This window comes from Pedobacter africanus (genome assembly GCF_040548825.1).
Classification (GTDB): Bacteria; Bacteroidota; Bacteroidia; order Sphingobacteriales; family Sphingobacteriaceae; genus Pedobacter; species Pedobacter africanus_A.
This window is the reverse complement of the sequence record NZ_JBEPSL010000005.1, coordinates 145,639-162,661: the sequence shown is the minus strand read 5'-3', so window position 1 is coordinate 162,661 and position 17,023 is coordinate 145,639. Positions and strand designations below refer to the sequence as shown.

At 39.8% G+C, this 17,023-nt stretch carries 16 protein-coding genes; 8 read left to right on the top strand and 8 right to left on the bottom strand.

Annotated features, from left to right (window positions below; translation table 11 throughout):
• Positions 1 to 3: 3 nt before the first annotated feature.
• From ABIE26_RS22490 to meaB, 5 genes are all read right to left on the bottom strand, one after another.
• Complete coding sequence (locus tag ABIE26_RS22490; protein ID WP_310146042.1) at positions 4 to 774, bottom strand: EamA family transporter; 771 nt, start codon at positions 772 to 774, stop codon at positions 4 to 6.
• Between the two features lie 162 nt (positions 775 to 936).
• On the bottom strand, positions 937 to 1,317 hold the full coding sequence (locus ABIE26_RS22485) for a RidA family protein (protein WP_310146044.1): 381 nt from the start codon (positions 1,315 to 1,317) through the stop codon (positions 937 to 939).
• A gap of 11 nt (positions 1,318 to 1,328) precedes the next feature.
• Positions 1,329 to 1,463: a DUF6728 family protein gene (locus ABIE26_RS22480; RefSeq protein WP_310146046.1), complete on the bottom strand. Its 135-nt coding sequence runs from the start codon at positions 1,461 to 1,463 to the stop codon at positions 1,329 to 1,331.
• A gap of 77 nt (positions 1,464 to 1,540) precedes the next feature.
• Complete coding sequence (locus tag ABIE26_RS22475) at positions 1,541 to 2,875, bottom strand: OmpA family protein (protein ID WP_310146048.1); 1,335 nt, start codon at positions 2,873 to 2,875, stop codon at positions 1,541 to 1,543.
• 340 nt (positions 2,876 to 3,215) lie between these two features.
• Positions 3,216 to 4,106, bottom strand: a complete 891-nt coding sequence (gene meaB, locus ABIE26_RS22470; protein ID WP_310146050.1) for a methylmalonyl Co-A mutase-associated GTPase MeaB — start codon at positions 4,104 to 4,106, stop codon at positions 3,216 to 3,218.
• 129 nt (positions 4,107 to 4,235) lie between these two features.
• Here meaB and ABIE26_RS22465 point away from each other — a divergent pair, with 129 nt between their 5' ends.
• The 3 genes from ABIE26_RS22465 to ABIE26_RS22455 are packed head-to-tail and all read left to right on the top strand — an operon-like array spanning position 4,236 to position 7,573.
• Positions 4,236 to 6,065 carry an ABC transporter ATP-binding protein gene (locus ABIE26_RS22465; protein WP_310146052.1) on the top strand — a complete coding sequence of 610 codons (1,830 nt, stop codon included), beginning with the start codon at positions 4,236 to 4,238 and terminating at the stop codon, positions 6,063 to 6,065.
• A 13-nt stretch (positions 6,066 to 6,078) separates the two neighbouring features.
• A complete protein-coding gene (locus tag ABIE26_RS22460) occupies positions 6,079 to 6,864 on the top strand; it encodes a glycosyltransferase family 2 protein (RefSeq protein WP_310146053.1) in 786 nt (261 codons plus the stop codon).
• A 13-nt stretch (positions 6,865 to 6,877) separates the two neighbouring features.
• Positions 6,878 to 7,573: a glycosyltransferase family 2 protein gene (locus tag ABIE26_RS22455; RefSeq protein WP_310146054.1), complete on the top strand. Its 696-nt coding sequence runs from the start codon at positions 6,878 to 6,880 to the stop codon at positions 7,571 to 7,573.
• A 20-nt stretch (positions 7,574 to 7,593) separates the two neighbouring features.
• Here the strand turns inward: ABIE26_RS22455 and ABIE26_RS22450 are convergent, their stop codons facing one another.
• Positions 7,594 to 8,472 (bottom strand): glycosyltransferase family 2 protein, encoded by an 879-nt coding sequence (locus ABIE26_RS22450; RefSeq protein ID WP_310146055.1) that lies wholly within the window; start codon positions 8,470 to 8,472, stop codon positions 7,594 to 7,596.
• Between the two features lie 122 nt (positions 8,473 to 8,594).
• Between ABIE26_RS22450 and ABIE26_RS22445 the strand changes: the two genes are divergently transcribed.
• The 5 genes from ABIE26_RS22445 (at position 8,595) to ABIE26_RS22425 (ending at position 15,084) form a co-directional block, all read left to right on the top strand.
• Entirely contained in the window at positions 8,595 to 9,668 is a 1,074-nt protein-coding gene (locus ABIE26_RS22445) for a glycosyltransferase family 4 protein (RefSeq protein WP_310146056.1), read from the top strand.
• A 4-nt stretch (positions 9,669 to 9,672) separates the two neighbouring features.
• Entirely contained in the window at positions 9,673 to 10,614 is a 942-nt protein-coding gene (locus ABIE26_RS22440) for a nucleotide-diphospho-sugar transferase (protein WP_310146057.1), read from the top strand.
• Between the two features lie 13 nt (positions 10,615 to 10,627).
• Entirely contained in the window at positions 10,628 to 11,539 is a 912-nt protein-coding gene (locus ABIE26_RS22435; protein WP_310146058.1) for a glycosyltransferase family 2 protein, read from the top strand.
• 66 nt (positions 11,540 to 11,605) lie between these two features.
• A complete protein-coding gene (locus ABIE26_RS22430) occupies positions 11,606 to 13,819 on the top strand; it encodes a glycosyltransferase (RefSeq protein WP_310146059.1) in 2,214 nt (737 codons plus the stop codon).
• 32 nt (positions 13,820 to 13,851) lie between these two features.
• Entirely contained in the window at positions 13,852 to 15,084 is a 1,233-nt protein-coding gene (locus ABIE26_RS22425) for a glycosyltransferase (RefSeq protein ID WP_310146060.1), read from the top strand.
• A 3-nt stretch (positions 15,085 to 15,087) separates the two neighbouring features.
• Here ABIE26_RS22425 and ABIE26_RS22420 read toward each other — a convergent pair whose 3' ends face one another.
• Positions 15,088 to 15,951, bottom strand: coding sequence for a hypothetical protein (locus ABIE26_RS22420; protein WP_310146061.1), 864 nt, complete (start codon positions 15,949 to 15,951; stop codon positions 15,088 to 15,090).
• A 26-nt stretch (positions 15,952 to 15,977) separates the two neighbouring features.
• Complete coding sequence (locus ABIE26_RS22415) at positions 15,978 to 16,916, bottom strand: class I SAM-dependent methyltransferase (RefSeq protein WP_310146062.1); 939 nt, start codon at positions 16,914 to 16,916, stop codon at positions 15,978 to 15,980.
• Between the last annotated feature and the right edge of the window lie 107 nt (positions 16,917 to 17,023).

Genomic DNA, 17,023 nt, shown 5'->3' with positions numbered 1-17,023 from the left:
ACTTTAATTATTTTTCAGTGGTATATTCTTATTCCCTTTAAATGTAAGGATATCTTTTAAGATGCCCCAATTAAATACAATCACAGATACCAGCAGCAAGCCATAGGCAAATAAACGATGAACATCAACCCGTTCTCCAAAATAAAAAATGGCCACTGTAAAAGCAATGATAGGGTTGATATAAATGATGATCCCTAAAGTAGATGACGGTATCCCGATCAGGGAATAAAGGCTCATGAACAAAGGGATAATGGTAAAGAAAACCGCAATCACTATAATATTTCCCCAGAACCAGGAGTCGTTAGGGACACCGGCATGTTTGCCCAGGTAAAAGGGAAGCATCAGCAACACCGCCAAACCGATCTGAACCGCTAGTACGTTCAGCTTATCCAGGTTTTGCATCTTACGTTGTATGATGAGATAAAAGGCATACAATGAAGCAATGACTACAGACCACAGTACTTCTATCAGCGAACCCGTGGCCAGCAACAGGATACTTAACAATGCGATGCCCAGCGAGATCAGCTTTAAGCGGGAAAGCGCTTCTTTTAAAATTATAAATCCGCCAAAGGCGGTAATGAGCGGACAAACCATATAGGCAAAGGCAGCCGATTGCAGGCTGACATTATTTACCGCATAAATATAGGTGTACCAGTTGCCTGTCAGCAGCAAGGTCGAGGCCACGAGCTGCAATAAGATGATCCGTTTTTTTTTAACTTCAATAGATTTGAGGTAATCCAGATCAGCTTTCAGCTGCTTTTTTCTGAATATCAAAATGGCCAGTCAGATGAAAACCAGCGAGGTAAAAATACGGTAATACAGGATCTCTTCCGAAGGGAAGGCCTTAAGGTTTCGCAGAGGGATAGAGAAAAACCCCCAAATAACAGCAGACGAAATGCCTGCAAAGAAATACCGGAGGTTAGACTTTTTCAAAACTTAGCCCTTATATGCAGTCATGGAAATCTCCACATTCACCCCTTTTGGCAGGCCCTTTACGGCTACGGTTTCACGGGCAGGGAAGTCAGTTTCAAAGTAAGAGCCATACACTTCATTCACTTCGGCAAACAGCGCCATATCAGATAAAAAGATTGTGGTCTTAACCACATCTTCAAAACCATAGGAAGCTTCCAGCAAAACAGCTTTAATATTACGCATCACCTGGTGCGTTTCTTCAGTAATGGACGACTGGGTTAGCCCACCTGTTTCTGGATTGATGGCTACCTGACCAGATAAAAATAAAAAACCATTGGCCATTACAGCCTGATTGTAGGGGCCTATCGGGGCGGGAGCATTTGTGGTATTGATTATCCTTTTCATCTTATTTTTGATTAAAAAAGCCATGCCATCAGTTTCCATAAAATACCTGCAGCAAACATAATAATGGCAATAGCATTGATGATGTGCATGATCCTGATATTGGTATTTATGGGTCTGTCCGGGTCTTTCTTTCTGAATAGATACATAGCTCTACAAAGGTATAAATAAAAAAAAGAGGGCTTCAAAATTGAAGCCCTCTTTTTTTCGTATGAATTAGAAATAATTAGTTTCTAGCTGATTCAACACGACGGTTCTGGATACGACCTTCTTCAGTATCGTTAGAAGCAATTGGATTAGCTTCGCCATGACCTTTAGTTACAACTTGACTAGCGTTAACACCAGAGTTAACTAAGTAAGTTTTAACAGAGTTAGCTCTGTCTTTAGATAATTTCAGGTTGTATGCAGCAGTACCTTCGCTTGAAGCGTAACCGTTTACAGTTACTTTACCACCGTTTTCACGCAATACTGAAGATAATTTATCTAAAGTAGGGTAAGACTCAGTTTTTAAAACTGAAGAGTTGAATTCAAATTGAATAGTTTCGAAACCAGTCAGGTTGCTAGTGTTAACTGCAGTAGGCTCTGGTGCTTTAGGTAGAGGACATCCTGAACCATCAACAGCAGTACCAGCTGGAGTACCTGGGCATTTGTCAAACTGATCAGCTACACCGTCACCATCGCTATCTTTTTTCAGATCTTCAACAGATTTTTCGATGTTAGCAACACGGCCTTTCAAAGCTTCAACTTCCTGACGTAATGAAGGATCTTTCAATTCATCATACATTAAAGCCAATGGGTTAACCCAATCCAGGTTCGGTTTAGATTTAGAACCTAATGAGAATTCTAAACCAGCATATCCGTACGAGAATTTGTCTTTAGTAGTTGCTTTAGCCCAAACTCCGTCCAGGTTATCAGCATCAACAAAGTGCATGGTATAACCTAAGTTGAAAGATACACGCTCAGAAACTTTGAATTTAATACCAGCACCAACTGGGATATAAGCTTCTTTGATGTATTTTTTGTCTCCGTCTTTACCATAAGTTTCTGGTAAATCTTTAGGATCAGCACCGTTTAATGCAGCTCTGTAAGCAGCAACACCATAACCAGCAGTTACGAAGAAGTTAACAGAGTTTTCGCGACGTAAGAAGTCAACAGTTGCAACGTTAACAACACCTCTTAAGTCAGCAGCATAAGCCAATTCAGTTTCGAAAGAGCTTAAACCAGCGATAGCAGCAGGACCGCCATCTTTGTTAGTTCCAGAGATCTTACCACGGAAAACGTTACCTTCTAAGCCAAATGCATGACCTAATTGTTTTCTCAACGAGATACCGTAACCTAAGTTAACATCAGCATTCGTGAAATCGTTGGTACCACCGATAGCGATGAACGGAGATAAAACACCACCGTTAACACCCAGTGACCACGTTCTGTACTGGCCTCTTCCACCAAATACCTTGGCCGAAGAAGAAGTCGAAGCGTCCTGAGCAGTAGCAAGGGTTGTAGCACCCATTAAAGCTACCAGAGAGGCCGCCAGACCCTTTTTTAAAGTAGAATAATTCATAATTTTTCTTTTTTAAGGTTAAACAAATTTTAATTGTATAATTTTTTTGTGTAGCAAAATTAAACAAATTTTTAAATTCTCAAAACACTTACACAAACTCCGTTCCAAACTTCCAAATTGTCAAAAAATAACCTCAATTAGGTTAAATACCTTTAAAAACACTGTCTAAAACACCGAAAAAGTCAATTTTTTCAGTACACAAATCATCATGGTGCCTATATCAGTGTTCAAAATACACTTCAGCAAACGGCTTAATTGTTACCATTTTGTTAAATTCCTGTCTATTATTGTCCTAATACGACATACAGTCAAGTCCTGTTTTTGAGACAATACTCAAATATCAACTCCAATTGTCTGTAAAACGATAAATGTTAAAGCCGGGTTTATGCAGTGCTTTATCTATTTCTTCCCGCAGGCGCTTCCGGTCTACATTGGCCATCCGGTAATGCTGAATGATCTTAAATGCTTTTTCAGCCAGCAGAAATGATCTGCGGCTATTGTCGGCCGCTACAGGTTTGAGCAGCCAATCGCAAAGCTTGTCAATCCCTTCATTCTTATCAGCCACTGTCTTAAAAACCGGGATCACCTGGTGCTGCTGATGAACCAGCTTTTTCAGGTTATTGGCAAAAGTATCTGCCCCTTCCCGATCTGCCTTGTTCACTACGAAGCCCTGGGCAATTTCCATCAAACCCGATTTGATATTCTGGATTTCATCTCCCGATTCCGGAACCAGCACCACAACCGTCTTATCTGCAAGCCCGGCAATTTCAACTTCCGACTGTCCCACACCAACGGTCTCTACCAGGATCAGGTCAAATCCGCCGGCTTTCAGCACATCCACAATTTCAATTGTTTTTGCCGATATACCACCCAATGCCCCACGCGTAGCTAAAGAACGGATATAAACATTTGGGTTATTGAACTGCTGGGCCATTCTTATCCTGTCGCCCAGCAACGAACCAAAATTAAACGGAGAGGTGGGGTCGACTGCCAGAATCGCAATCTTTTTGCCCGCCGCAGTTACTCTTGCTGTGATGGCATTCACCAGCGTACTTTTACCTGCTCCCGGAGGGCCTGTTATTCCGATGACAGGCACATTTACTTCAACGTTTATTGACCTTAACAATTCCGCAGCCGGCGGGATGTCATTTTCAACCAAAGTAATGGCCCTTGCCAATGCATTAAAGTTTCCATGCTCAATTTCTGTGATCAGTGATAAAGGGGTATTCATTCCGGATTCTGTATGTACAAATAAAAGCAATTTATTTTAGCCTTTAGGCATTGTAGATAAAGTACGCATATTGCCCTTATTTTAAACATTGCTGTAAATCCTTACCTTTGGAAAATTTCAAAACTTTAAATGAAAGACTATTTCAGGTTATTATCGTATGCCAGGCCCATTGAAAAGTTTGCAATCCCCTATGTTATTGCAACCCTGCTGTACATACTTTTTAACACCTTAAACCTTGCTTTATTAGCACCCTTATTAGATACGTTATTTAACCATAAAAAAGCTGTTGAAGCAACTGCAGCAGCAGCTGAACCAGCTTCATGGTGGGACGTGATGGCCAAGTTCAGAGAACTGACAGATTATTTCGTTGGCAATTATGGCTCACAGGAAGCGCTGAAATTCGTGTGTATTACCATTGTGATCTCCGTACTCCTATCCAACGTTTTCAAATACTTCTCTGCGCGCATCATGGAAGACCTCAGGATCCACACACTGCTTAGTCTCAGAAAATCGGTATTCAACAATGTGATGAACCTGCACCTGGGTTATTTCAACAGTCAGCGAAAAGGGGATATCCTTTCCAAAGTATCTTCGGATGTGCAGGTAGTGCAATTTACCGTAACCAACACTTTGCAGGTAGTATTTAAAGAACCTGTAACCCTGATCGTATATGTAGTGCTGCTTTTTTCAATTTCAGCAAAATTAACCTTGTTCTCTTTGCTGGTTATCCCGCTATCAGCATTTATCATTGCCAAAATTGTAAAACGCTTAAGACAGCAGGCCACACAGGCACATGAAACTTTTGCAAATATGCTGGGCTATCTCGACGAGGCCCTGGCTGGAATCAAAATTGTAAAAGCATTCAATGCTACAGAATATGTTAAAGACAGGTTCCACCAGGAAAACGTTACTTATTCTAACATCACCCGTAAAATGGTACGCAGGCAGCAACTGGCATCCCCTGTTTCAGAGTTTCTGGGTGTAATGATGGTTGCCGGCATCGTGTATTTCGGCGGCTCCATGGTTTTAAATGGCGAATCGACATTAACCTCGGCAGAATTCATCGCCTATATTGCCATATTCTCTCAGGTTACCCGCCCGGCAAAAGCCTTGTCCGATGCCTTTACAGGCATACATACCGGTCTTGCTGCGGGTAAGCGCGTGCTGGACCTGATTGATACCAAACCCGAAGTTACGGACAAACCTGATGCTGTTGTTGTCAAATCCTTTAAAGATTCAATCCGCCTGCAGGATGTCTGTTTTGCTTATGGCGAGCGAGCGATATTAAAACATGTAAACATAGAAATCCCCAAGGGCAAAACCGTTGCGCTTGTCGGACCTTCCGGCGGAGGAAAATCTACGCTGATGGATCTTTTGCCAAGGTTTATTGAACCACAGCAAGGGAGTATCTACTGGGATGGTGTTAACCTGAAAGATTTAAATACCGATTCTTTAAGAGATCAAATGGGCTTTGTAAATCAGGAATCAATCCTGTTTAACGACACCATTTTTAACAACATCGCATTTGCCAAACCAGATGCCACCTATGAAGAGGTAGAACGTGCTGCAAAAATTGCCAATGCCCATGAGTTTATTACCAATACAGAAAACGGGTATGAAACCTTTATTGGCGACAGGGGCATCCGTTTATCTGGGGGCCAGAAACAAAGGCTCTGCATTGCCAGAGCTATCCTGGGCAATCCACCATTAATGCTGCTTGATGAAGCCACGTCTGCACTGGATACCGAGTCGGAAAAACTGGTTCAGGAAGCGCTTTATAAATTAATGGAAAACCGGACATCCTTAATTATTGCACACCGTTTATCAACCATACAAAATGCAGACCTGATCATCGTATTAGACAATGGCACGGTGGTTGAACAAGGTTCCCATAGCGAACTGATGAGAAACGACGGCTTATACAGACGTTTAATAGATATGCAGACTTTCTCTGAATAACTATCAGCACCTTATGATTGCAACATCCCTAATAGTGGCAACTTACAATTGGCCCGAGGCACTTAAATTATGCTTGCTGAGCATCATGAGGCAAAAAGTAATGCCCATGGAAATCATTATAGCAGATGATGGCTCGACCACAGAAACCAGGGAGCTGATTGCGCAGTTTCAGGCAAGTTCTCCGGTTCCTTTAATCCACATCTGGCATGAAGACCTGGGCTTTAGAAAAGCCATCATCTTAAACAAAGCCGTTAAAGCCGCATCAGGAGACTACATTATACAGGTTGACGGCGACGTGATTTTAAACCAGCATTTTGTTGAAGACCATGTAGATCTTGCAGAAAAAGGAACTTTTGTAAGGGGGACACGTGCCCATCTGAACCGTAACGAAATCGCCGCTGCATATCAAAGCGGCAAAACGGATTTCAATTATTTTTCCAGGGGGATTATCCATCGTTTCAATTCCATACGGCTTCCTTTTCTGGCCTTTATGTTTACCAAAAAGCAGAACAATTCCTATAGCGTAAGGGGAAGCAACCTGGCCTACTGGAAATCAGATTATGTACGCATTAACGGATACAACAACGACCTTCAGGGCTGGGGGCATGAAGATGAAGAACTGGCCGCCCGCTTCATCAACAACAATATCCTTAAGAAAGCCGTTAAGTTTAAAGCGGTACAATTCCACCTGCAGCATGAGCTTTCTTCACGTGAACAGGAATCCCTGCATTCCGATGCGGTGAAAGTAACCATGGAACAACAGCTAAAAACATGCGCCAATGGTTTGGCCCAGGTGTAAGGCATAAATAAGTATGATGGACAAAGTATCAATAATCATAGTTACTTACAATGCAGAAAAAGACCTTCAGTCTTGCCTGGACAGCATCCGCAGCCAGACCTACGCAGCCATAGAAGTTATTGTTGCCGACGGGGCCAGTCAGGACGGCACTATTGATATTCTAAAGAAAAATGAGGACGTAGTCACCAAGTGGATCAGCGAAAAAGATCAGGGCATTTATGATGCCATGAACAAAGCGCTTGACCTGGCCAGTGGCGACTGGATCTATTTCCTGGGTGCAGACGACACCCTGTTACCTGGCTTTTCGGATATGGCAAAGGTGCTCAAAAATAAACACATCATTTATTACGGCAGCATCATTTCTAAAGGTGTTAAATGCCAGAGCCACATCAGCAGTTACAACCAGGCAAAAAACGGCATATGCCATCAGTCAATATTTTACCCCAAAAGCGTTTTTGAGAAATACCGTTTTGATCTGGAATACAAAATAGCGGCCGACAGGCATTTGAATATGAAATGTTATGCCGATCCGGAGTTCAGCATGAAATACCTGGACTATACCATTGCCAATTTTAACCATACCGGAATCTCATCACAGAAAGACGACCTTTTATTTGAAGAAAGAAAAGCCGCACTGATTAAAAAATATCATGGATATGGGCCATGGATGCGCTTCATGTTTAAGAAACTTAAGCACTCGTTATTTTAACAACCCTCATTAAAGTTCTGCTATCGATGGTATTTCTTATTAAAAGAATATCCTGCTGAGGGAAAATAGGAGATTTTTGGTGTCAATTTTAATGTGGCAGAAAGAAACCGCTTTCTAAAAAGACCAACCGGAACCAGGTAAGACAAAACCTTACATACCCTGATAAACCAGAACCGAGCATAAGAATTGGATAGTTTCAATTCCCTTTTTATAAGTACTCTGGTTTCATCCAGGTATTCCTCTCTATGATCCTTACTTTTCTGATTTCCCGCTCTGAAACGAAAGCCTGAGAGTAAAAAACCCGTAGAATACAATTTATCATGCCTGAAAAACCTAAGCCACAAGTCTGCATCACCGGCAAGAGCCAAATTTACATCCACATAGCCGCCAGATTTTTCCCAAAGGGTTCTTCTCCAAAAGACCGATTCCTGTTGAATAAATCTGCCCCTAAAATCATACATCCTCCATTTCGACCAGCGCTCTTCATAAGGGTCATCGTCGAACACAAACACTTTGCCCACTTCGTCGTAATAAGAATTTTTGCCCATAATCCAGTTTACCTTTGGCAACGCCGCAAAAATCTCAGCCACCGTAAACAAAGAATTCTGGTTGTGCATGTCATCGGAATTGATCCAGGTCATAATCTCGCCGGTTGACCTTTCGAACCCTTTTTGGATCGCCTCATACATCCCGCTATCTTTTTCGCTGACCCAATAAGCCAGACGATCCTCATATTTTTTAATAATGTCTATTGAATGATCTGTGCTCCCCCCATCTATAATGATATATTCAAGATTGGGATAGTTCTGATCCAGAACAGACTTAATTGTATATTCAAGAAAGTCTCCTTGGTTATAGGATGGTGTTACAACTGTAATTTTGGGATACTGATCAATCATTCTAAATAAGAAAAGCTTTATAGTCTAGTTAAAGAACCTAATTGCTAACTTTGCCAAAAGTAGTAATTTAAACTAAACCAACAGGAATGGGCTTTCCCCGCAAAATTTTATATGACCCCCAAATGTTTGATTTACAAAATTATGGCGGCATATCAAGGTATTTTGCGAATCTGATTTTGGCCATTCAACAACGCGGACAATTCCAGGCTGAATTGCCAATAGTACGTTCAACTAATTATTATCTGCGTGACTTTCCACAACTTTTTAACAATTATTTAGGCAAAAAGTTACTAAAAAAGGGGTACAACCGGATAAAATGGAATAAAAAACTAGCAATCGCAAAAATAAGGCAGAACAAGTACGACATTTTTCACGCAACCTATTACGACCCGTATTTTCTCCCTTCTTTGAAGAAACCCCTGGTCATAACCGTACATGACATGATCTATGAGAATTTCCCCCATCAATTCAGGGATGCAGCAGAGGTCATTGCCAGGAAGCACAAACTCATCAAGGCTGCCGACTTAATTATCGCGATATCACAATATACAAAAAAGGAAATTCTGAAATATTATCCGTTGGTGGAAGATAAAATACATGTGATTTATCACGGGCTGCCAGAGTCGAATATTGTTCCGGCAAATGAACACTTCCCAGAAAACTTTTTACTCTATGTTGGTGACCGCTACGCCCCTTACAAAAACTTTAAATGTTTTATAGAAGGTGTTACCCCTATTATTAAAACCAGAAAGAACCTGTTTCTGATCTGTGCAGGAGGAGGAAGTTTTAACGAGGCCGAACTCCGTTTTTTACAATCCCAGGGATTGAGCGAGAAAGTTATTCAATTAAACGCAACTGATGCTGTCATTATGCAACTCTACCAAAAAGCACTCCTATTTGTTTATCCTTCCCTGGAAGAGGGGTTTGGCCTACCCTTACTGGAAGCCTTCAAAAATGGCTGCGCTGTGGCTTGTAGTGGCACATCATGCCTGCCTGAAGTAGCAGGAGATGCAGCAGTCTATTTTGATCCGCTTGATATTGGCTCAATAACTAAAACCCTCTCCAATTTGCTAGATAACGAGGACTTGAGAAAGCTCCTTATTGCCAATGGTTATAAGAGAAATGATCTTTTTGCGTTTGATGCTTGTGTAACACAAACAATAGCGTGTTACAATCACCTTTTAAGATCTGCTTAATTCAATGGAAGTTTACATCACAAAGTCGCCTGTTCTCTTTCTCGTATTCAACAGACCTGATGTCACGAAGAGGGTATTTGCCGAGATCAGGAAGACAAAACCCGAACGGCTGTATCTTGCTGCAGATGGCCCCCGGCCCGAAAAAGAAAATGAGGCCGGTCTGTGTAATGAAACCAGGTCAATCCTCAAAGAGGTTGATTGGGATTGTAAGGTATTTACACTTTTCAGAGAGGAGAACTTAGGTTGCAAAAATGCGGTTTCTTCGGCATTGGACTGGTTTTTCGACCATGAAGAAGAAGGAATTATACTAGAGGATGACTGTTTGCCTTCGAACAGTTTCTTTTTCTTCTGTGACGAGATGCTAAAAAAATACCGGGATGATACACGTATAAGGCATGTCGCCGGCTCCAGTCATCAGCTCGGAAAAAAATGGGGAACAGCGAGTCTTTACTTTGCCAACCAAACCCATGTATGGGGCTGGGCAAGCTGGAGAAGGGTCTGGAAAGATTATGATAAGAACCTGTCTAAATACCTTGAAGAGGAAGTAGCTGCTGCATTAAGGAACGTTTTTAACGATGAACTATTGATAGATAGCTGGAAAAAAATCTTTATCGATTTGAAGTCCGGGAAAATTGACACCTGGGATTATCAACTGTCATTGATTAACTACTTTAACAACGGTTTATCGGTAAACCCGAATGTAAACCTGATCTCTAATATTGGGTTCAGGCCTGATGCAACCCATACAACCGACCCGCATAGCAAATACGCGAACCTGCCGCTGGAAAGTATGGAAACAATAGCTTACCCAAAATATGTATTACCTGAGAAGGCCGCAGATTATGAAGTTTTCGTCCGTGATTTTGATCTTGTCAAAAGATGGAAGAAGCATAATTCCTATAAAAGAAGGTTCAAAAGGTTCATAAAACGTTGTTTTACTCAGTAATAACTTTCAACCCATGCCAGAAGTATCCGTTATTATACCAAATTACAATCATGCAAAATATCTTGAACAAAGGATAGAAAGTGTTTTAAATCAAACTTTTCAGGACTTTGAAGTCATATTGATGGACGATTGCTCAACCGACGACAGCAGATCAGTGCTGGAGCGTTACAGATCGCATCCAAAGGTGACCCACGTTGTATTTAACACGGTAAATACGGGCAGTACATTTAAACAATGGGAAAAGGGTATTTTACTGGCCAAAGGAAAATATATCTGGATAGCCGAAAGCGACGATTGGTGCGAAGCCAATTTATTATCTACGCTGCATGAAGGAATTGTTAAGGACCCTGAATGTGTAATCAGCTACTGTCAATCCTACTGCATTCAGAATGAAAATAAAATAAACTGGATTTCCCATACAGATTATCTGTCAGAAATGGTAGAGGGTACTCCTTTTATGAAAAATAAAATGCTTTTGCATAACCCTATTTTTAATGCAAGCATGGTATTGTGGAAAAGAGAAATGTTTACCCGGATGTCCGATGGTTTTAAAGCCTATAAGCTTTGTGGAGACTGGTTTTTCTGGATGGAATTATGCACTATGGGTAAAGTACATATCAGCGGCAAACTTCTGAATTATTTTAGAAAACACGAAAGCGATGTAAGTGGTGAAGCAATTAAAAGCGGTTTGGCTTTGGTAGAAACGTTGAACATTATTAATATTTTTTACGAAAGAGGGCTGATCTCTTCAAAAGATTACTACAAAACATTTAAAATTCACTATCGGGCCTACTATCCCACCAGGAACAAACTCGACCCTAAATTCAGAGAACAGATCAGGTATCTTTTCAAAAACCCATTAACATCAAAAGCAATTTTTATTAAAATAGTACTTGGTACGTATTGGAAACACCGGAAGCCCTAATCAAACTATTTGAATCATTTAAGAAAAGGCATCAATCTAAAAAACACTAAATAATAATTTGCGACCATGAGTTCAAAGAAGTTTACCAGGTGGGTAGATAAAAAAGACCATAAAACTTGCCTTCGGATTAACCAAACTTATTATTCCCGAAGGGAACAGGGATTAAATGTGTGTTTTTTAAAACACAGTTTGCCAAAGCTTTTTATTAAGCGGCTGTTTTATGTGTTCATTGGATTGTTTCGTTTTAATAGAAGTCCATATAAAAAATATTTTAAATCTCCCGATTTCCGACATTTTATTAAACGTCTGCTAGGCCTATACAAGTTCGAGGTTTCTGATTTACTTCCGGATAAACCGCAGCTAAAACCACTGACATTTAAACCCGAATTAAATCCAACCGTCAGCATAATTATAGCTGTGCACAATCATTTTAATTATACTTACAATTGCCTGAATGCCTTACTTATCCACACATCAAATGTTAAGTACGAAATCATTCTTATAAATGATGCTTCTTCCGACAATACCTCGCGATTAATAAAACAAATAAAAAACATTACCTATCTCGAGAACGAAGAAAACCTTGGTTTCCTAAAATCCTGTAACAAAGCAGCAGCACATGCAAAGGGAGAATACCTATGTTTCCTGAATAACGACACGCAAGTCCGGTCTAACTGGCTTTATCAAATGCTTGCAGTTTTCATAAACGACAAGCAGGCTGGTCTTGTCGGCAGTAAGTTAATTTACCCTTATGGATTGCTCCAGGAAGCGGGTAGCCTGGTTGACAATTTGGGCAATCCTGCTAATTATGGTAAATATGAGGATCCAGATCTATGGCAATTTAATTACCTCAGAGAAACAGACTATTGCTCTGGGGCAAGCATATTGTTGTCTAAGGCCGACTTTGAATTGTTAGCAGGATTCGACGAACAATATGCCCCGGCATACTATGAAGATACAGACCTTTGTATGGCTATTCGTCATCAACTAAATAAAAAAGTATTCTACCAACCTTTATCGCAAGTTGTCCATTTTGAAGGAATAAGCTCCGGTAAAATAGTCAAAAAGGGGAGCATAAAAGAATATCAGCAAATAAATGCCCAGAAATTTAAAAACAAATGGGCCAAAGTCTTGAACTCCTTTCCAATCACAAGGTCAAGCGTCGAGCTTGCGAACAAGTTTGATCATCAGAAAACAATTCTATTGATAGACGTTATCTTACCTGAACGTGACAAGGCTTCTGGGTACAAACGAATGTTCGAACTTATGAAAATATTTAAATCACTGAGTTTCAATGTAATGTTTCTACCTAACAATGGTCTTAAAACAGAGCCCTACTTTTCCGAATTAATTAACATGAAAGTTCGTGTTTTATATCCGGCACTTCCACATACTCCTTCAACATCATTGCTGTATGAGGTTATTAATTTAATAGATATCGCATGGATATCCAGGCCTGAGCTTAATAAAATTTTTGCTCCAATTGTAAAAACTCGAGCTGAAATCATATGGGCGTATGATACCGTAGATTTACACTTTATTCGTGAAGAAAGAGGTTTGAAACTACAAAATTCCATATCGGAAATTGAGAAAGAATTGATCAATTCTACGATGGCTACAGAAATTCAGTTATCTAAAGATGCCGACATCACTATCGCTATAACAGAACCTGAAGCAGAGGTTTTGATCACTAAAGGGGCCAAAAAAGTTAAGGTCATACCAAATATACATATTCCCTACACAGGATTACAGAAAAGCTTTTCAGAAAGAGCTGGAATATGTTTCATTGGGGGCTTCTATCATCAACCTAATATCGACGCCGTTTTGTGGCTTACTAACGAAATTATGCCAAAAATATGGTGCGATCATCCTGAAATGAAGTTGACTGTAATGGGTAGTCATCCCCCCCCCGAAATTCTTGCACTTCAATCCGCAAGTATTAATGTTACTGGCTACGTAGAAGATGTAACGGATTACTTCACCTCCTCCCGGGTATTTGTTGCGCCATTAAGATATGGAGCCGGAATGAAAGGAAAGATTGGACAAAGCCTTGAATATAGCCTGCCGGTAATAACTACAGATATAGGGGCGGAAGGTATGGACCTGCAGCACGGACATAATGTATTGATAGCAAACACTACAGATGAATTTGTAAAAGAAATCACTAGTTTATACTATGATGAAGTTCTGTGGAACCGTTTCCATCTCAATTCCTATGCAGCTATTGAAAAATATGCCCCACTAAATGTCTCAAAGCAATTACAAGAGATCTTTAATTAAATTCGTATAGTAGGCTGAAAACTAAAAAGGCTATGAGGGGTAAAATCAGAATTGTAGAAGCAGTAAATCAACTCGGATTAGGTGGAACAGAATATGTACTCCAACTTTACAGCAAATTTCTAAACAAAGAATTATTTTCCGTAACAGTTATCGGACTGTTAGATGGTGGCCCAAGGGTTAAACTGATCCAGGACCTGGGAATTGAGGTTGTTTTATTAAATGGAGATCTGGCTAAACTCACAGAAATACTTCTGGAAACTGACGTATTCCATTGGCACGGTAATGGCCTTTTGGATCCCGGTTTATTTAACATAGTCAAAGCAAATAAGCCTAAACTCGTTATACAAACAAATGTTTTCGGCCTTTATGAACCCTCTGACTTTTATGATATCATAGACTACGACCTGTATGTTTCTAAAATGGTTTTGATCAGGCGAATGGGTATTGACAAATCATTAAAAGACCATTTTTCCTCAAAGAGAAAAGTACTTCATAACCCCATTGATGTTGACCAAATAAACAGCCTGTTGCCAGACCAATCTACCATTGCAGCTTTTAAAGAGAAACATCATTTGCAAGGGTATTTTATTGTGGGAAGAATCGGCCGTGCAGATGACAATAAATTTGACTTGATAACTCTGGATGGATTTGCAGAATTTGCTAAGAAAGTAAATTCTGCCCGCTTTTTGTTATTGGGCGCAACACCGAACATCATTGCACATGCTGAACTATTAGGTGTATCAGATAAACTAGTCCTTTTTGAAAACACATCCGACCTCCAGGAGTTGCTCGTCTATTACAAAACAATGGATGTTTTTCTAGCTGCCAGCAACATAGGTGAAAGCTTTGGGATGGTGATTGCCGAGGCCATGACTGCGGGAATACCAGTAATAACGATCAGCACCGAAGACCGGGACAATGCACAAATTGAATTGGTAGACAACAATGAAACAGGATTTGTAGTAAAAAGAAAAAAGGAAAAAATAGCCTCGGCAATACACCGTTTATATCAGGACCGCAATTTGAGAAATCGGTTTTCTCGTTCCTCAGCAAAAAAAACTCTAGATGCATACAAGGCCAGTAGAATTGTTAAAAGCTTCGAGCAGTTAATTTTTGATCATCTGGGTATACCAATAAAAACTTCGCCAGAAACGTTGTTGCTTGATTTTTCACAAAAAATTGTGGATGACTACTCAAATAGATGTATAGATCTCTATGGGAGCGGCTTCTTAAAAAGAGTGATCTTGTTTTTTAAGCGGCTATAACCATTACCAGAACTTTATCCTACGCCATAATCTCGATAGAAAAGGCTTTCTTTTTACTGGATCAGACTCCCTTCGAGTCCGGACAATTCTCAGTTTAAGCGATTCACGTATAGCGATAATATTACCTTCCTCAAGAAACAAACTCCCCCATATAATTGGCTGCAAAGGGTGAAAATCCCGGATATAGACGTAATTATATTCATCAATAGCCTCCCATAAATTATAGAAGCTTATGGTGTTAAAATCGTCTTTATGCCCCCAATTCTTTAACTTTAATAAAATTTCAGTTGAACTTCTGGCCCAGCTTTGGTGCAATACAAGGTCATCCCAGTCTACAATCGTATTACCCGATTGGTTAACCCTTGCAACATCATAAACAGGATTGTTGGTTGCAAAATTTAAGGAAACCATAGATTCATCGATTAAGAGATAACCCGATTCTAATTTCTTAAACATTGTCACCACTCTGCAAGTTACAGTTGTGGGCATGGAAGGCTTATACTGTTTTAGTTTATTTACAAAACCCTCAAAATCAACAAAGTACTCATCAGAATCTATTTGCACATACCAATCCGCGACACCCATCTGTTTTCCCAAAAGGTTCCTTTCCCTGGTATCGCATTCAATCGCGGTAAGTTCAGGAATAAAAAACTTATCTTCATAAATGGTAATCTTGTTTTGAGTATCAATTTCCTTAACCCATTCCCAAAAACCTTCGCTGATGCTAAATTGCTTGCCGGCCCAGGTCTTTCTTTCTACATCTACAGCAAAGAAAATCTCCGGGACATAATCGTAAACCAAGGGCAATGATGTTCGCAAAAACTCATAATCATACGACACCAAGAACCCAACTTTTATAATACTCATCCTAGTTTATGACGTTAACTCAGAAATCACTTCTTGCTTAAATAAAAAATAGCCTGATCGCCCTGCCCGGTACGGTTCAGTTCCTCAGCTTTTAAATCAAAAGCATTTAACTCCTTATCTGAAAAAAAATCTTCTCCTCTACGATACTCTTTGGTATTTTCATCTACTAATCCAATATCTCGTTTATACAACTCACTTCCCCAAAATTGAAATCCATTCGAATCATATACAATATTATCTATACTAAAGCCAGTCTTCTCAGCCAACAACCTCATACTTTCTGTAGTGTGCAAAAAGAAATGCCGTGGTGCGTCCAATTGAATCCAGTCTTGCTGATAAATTTCCCATGCTTTTGCTACCACTGGTATCCTTATAATTAAATGCCCCTTTTGCTTGAGTAGCTTATTACATTTTGCAAGTTCTTCATATGGGTTATCCATGTGTTCAAACACATGGTGCATCATAAGCAAATCATAACTATTGGCTTTTAATTCACTCAAATCCTTTTTATAAACATTAACACCATAATTGTAATTATACTCCTTATCTATATATTTATCAATCCCTTCAACGTTAGTGAATCCATAATTAAACATCTGACAAATCAGTGCACCTCTTCCACAGCCAATATCGAGTATTTTTTGCGAAGGGCGTATCATAAGAGGCTTTAGATGCCTGAATATTTCGTAACGTTCCTTTCTATATTTTTTCTTTATTCTATAACCATTGAAGAGTTTTTTAAAAAAGGGCAAGGGAGATAGCTTCGGAATAACCTGCTTAAATGAATAATAATAATCTGGATAATACTTTTCTATTGTAACAGGGACATTTATGATCTGTATCGTGCGGCATTCGCTGCACTGTGCGTACTCAAAATCTTCTCTAAGACCAAGCATCATCTCTTTTATTTTAAAAGTGTTACTTAATTTTGCACTACAAACTTTGCAAATATTGGTATCTGACATTTTATTCTTTTATATAAATAACTAAAAATCCAATCATTGTCGACTATCCTCCGGCTTTTACGAAGGTAAATCGGGGCTTCCTGCATAATACACGCAATTACGAATTA

Excerpts from the sequence above, each read along its gene's own strand:
- ABIE26_RS22475 (WP_310146048.1), bottom strand. The coding sequence starts at position 2,875 with ATGAATTATTCTACTTTAAAAAAGGGTCTGGCGGCCTCTCTGGTAGCT.
- ABIE26_RS22445 (WP_310146056.1), top strand. The coding sequence starts at position 8,595 with ATGTTTGATTTACAAAATTATGGCGGCATATCAAGGTATTTTGCGAAT.
- ABIE26_RS22435 (WP_310146058.1), top strand. The coding sequence starts at position 10,628 with ATGCCAGAAGTATCCGTTATTATACCAAATTACAATCATGCAAAATAT.
- ABIE26_RS22450 (WP_310146055.1), bottom strand. The coding sequence starts at position 8,472 with ATGATTGATCAGTATCCCAAAATTACAGTTGTAACACCATCCTATAAC.
- ABIE26_RS22420 (WP_310146061.1), bottom strand. The coding sequence starts at position 15,951 with ATGAGTATTATAAAAGTTGGGTTCTTGGTGTCGTATGATTATGAGTTT.
- ABIE26_RS22485 (WP_310146044.1), bottom strand. The coding sequence starts at position 1,317 with ATGAAAAGGATAATCAATACCACAAATGCTCCCGCCCCGATAGGCCCC.
- ABIE26_RS22415 (WP_310146062.1), bottom strand. The coding sequence starts at position 16,916 with ATGTCAGATACCAATATTTGCAAAGTTTGTAGTGCAAAATTAAGTAAC.
- ABIE26_RS22465 (WP_310146052.1), top strand. The coding sequence starts at position 4,236 with ATGAAAGACTATTTCAGGTTATTATCGTATGCCAGGCCCATTGAAAAG.
- ABIE26_RS22480 (WP_310146046.1), bottom strand. The coding sequence starts at position 1,463 with ATGTATCTATTCAGAAAGAAAGACCCGGACAGACCCATAAATACCAAT.
- ABIE26_RS22440 (WP_310146057.1), top strand. The coding sequence starts at position 9,673 with ATGGAAGTTTACATCACAAAGTCGCCTGTTCTCTTTCTCGTATTCAAC.
- ABIE26_RS22460 (WP_310146053.1), top strand. The coding sequence starts at position 6,079 with ATGATTGCAACATCCCTAATAGTGGCAACTTACAATTGGCCCGAGGCA.
- ABIE26_RS22455 (WP_310146054.1), top strand. The coding sequence starts at position 6,878 with ATGATGGACAAAGTATCAATAATCATAGTTACTTACAATGCAGAAAAA.
- meaB (WP_310146050.1), bottom strand. The coding sequence starts at position 4,106 with ATGAATACCCCTTTATCACTGATCACAGAAATTGAGCATGGAAACTTT.
- ABIE26_RS22425 (WP_310146060.1), top strand. The coding sequence starts at position 13,852 with ATGAGGGGTAAAATCAGAATTGTAGAAGCAGTAAATCAACTCGGATTA.
- ABIE26_RS22430 (WP_310146059.1), top strand. The coding sequence starts at position 11,606 with ATGAGTTCAAAGAAGTTTACCAGGTGGGTAGATAAAAAAGACCATAAA.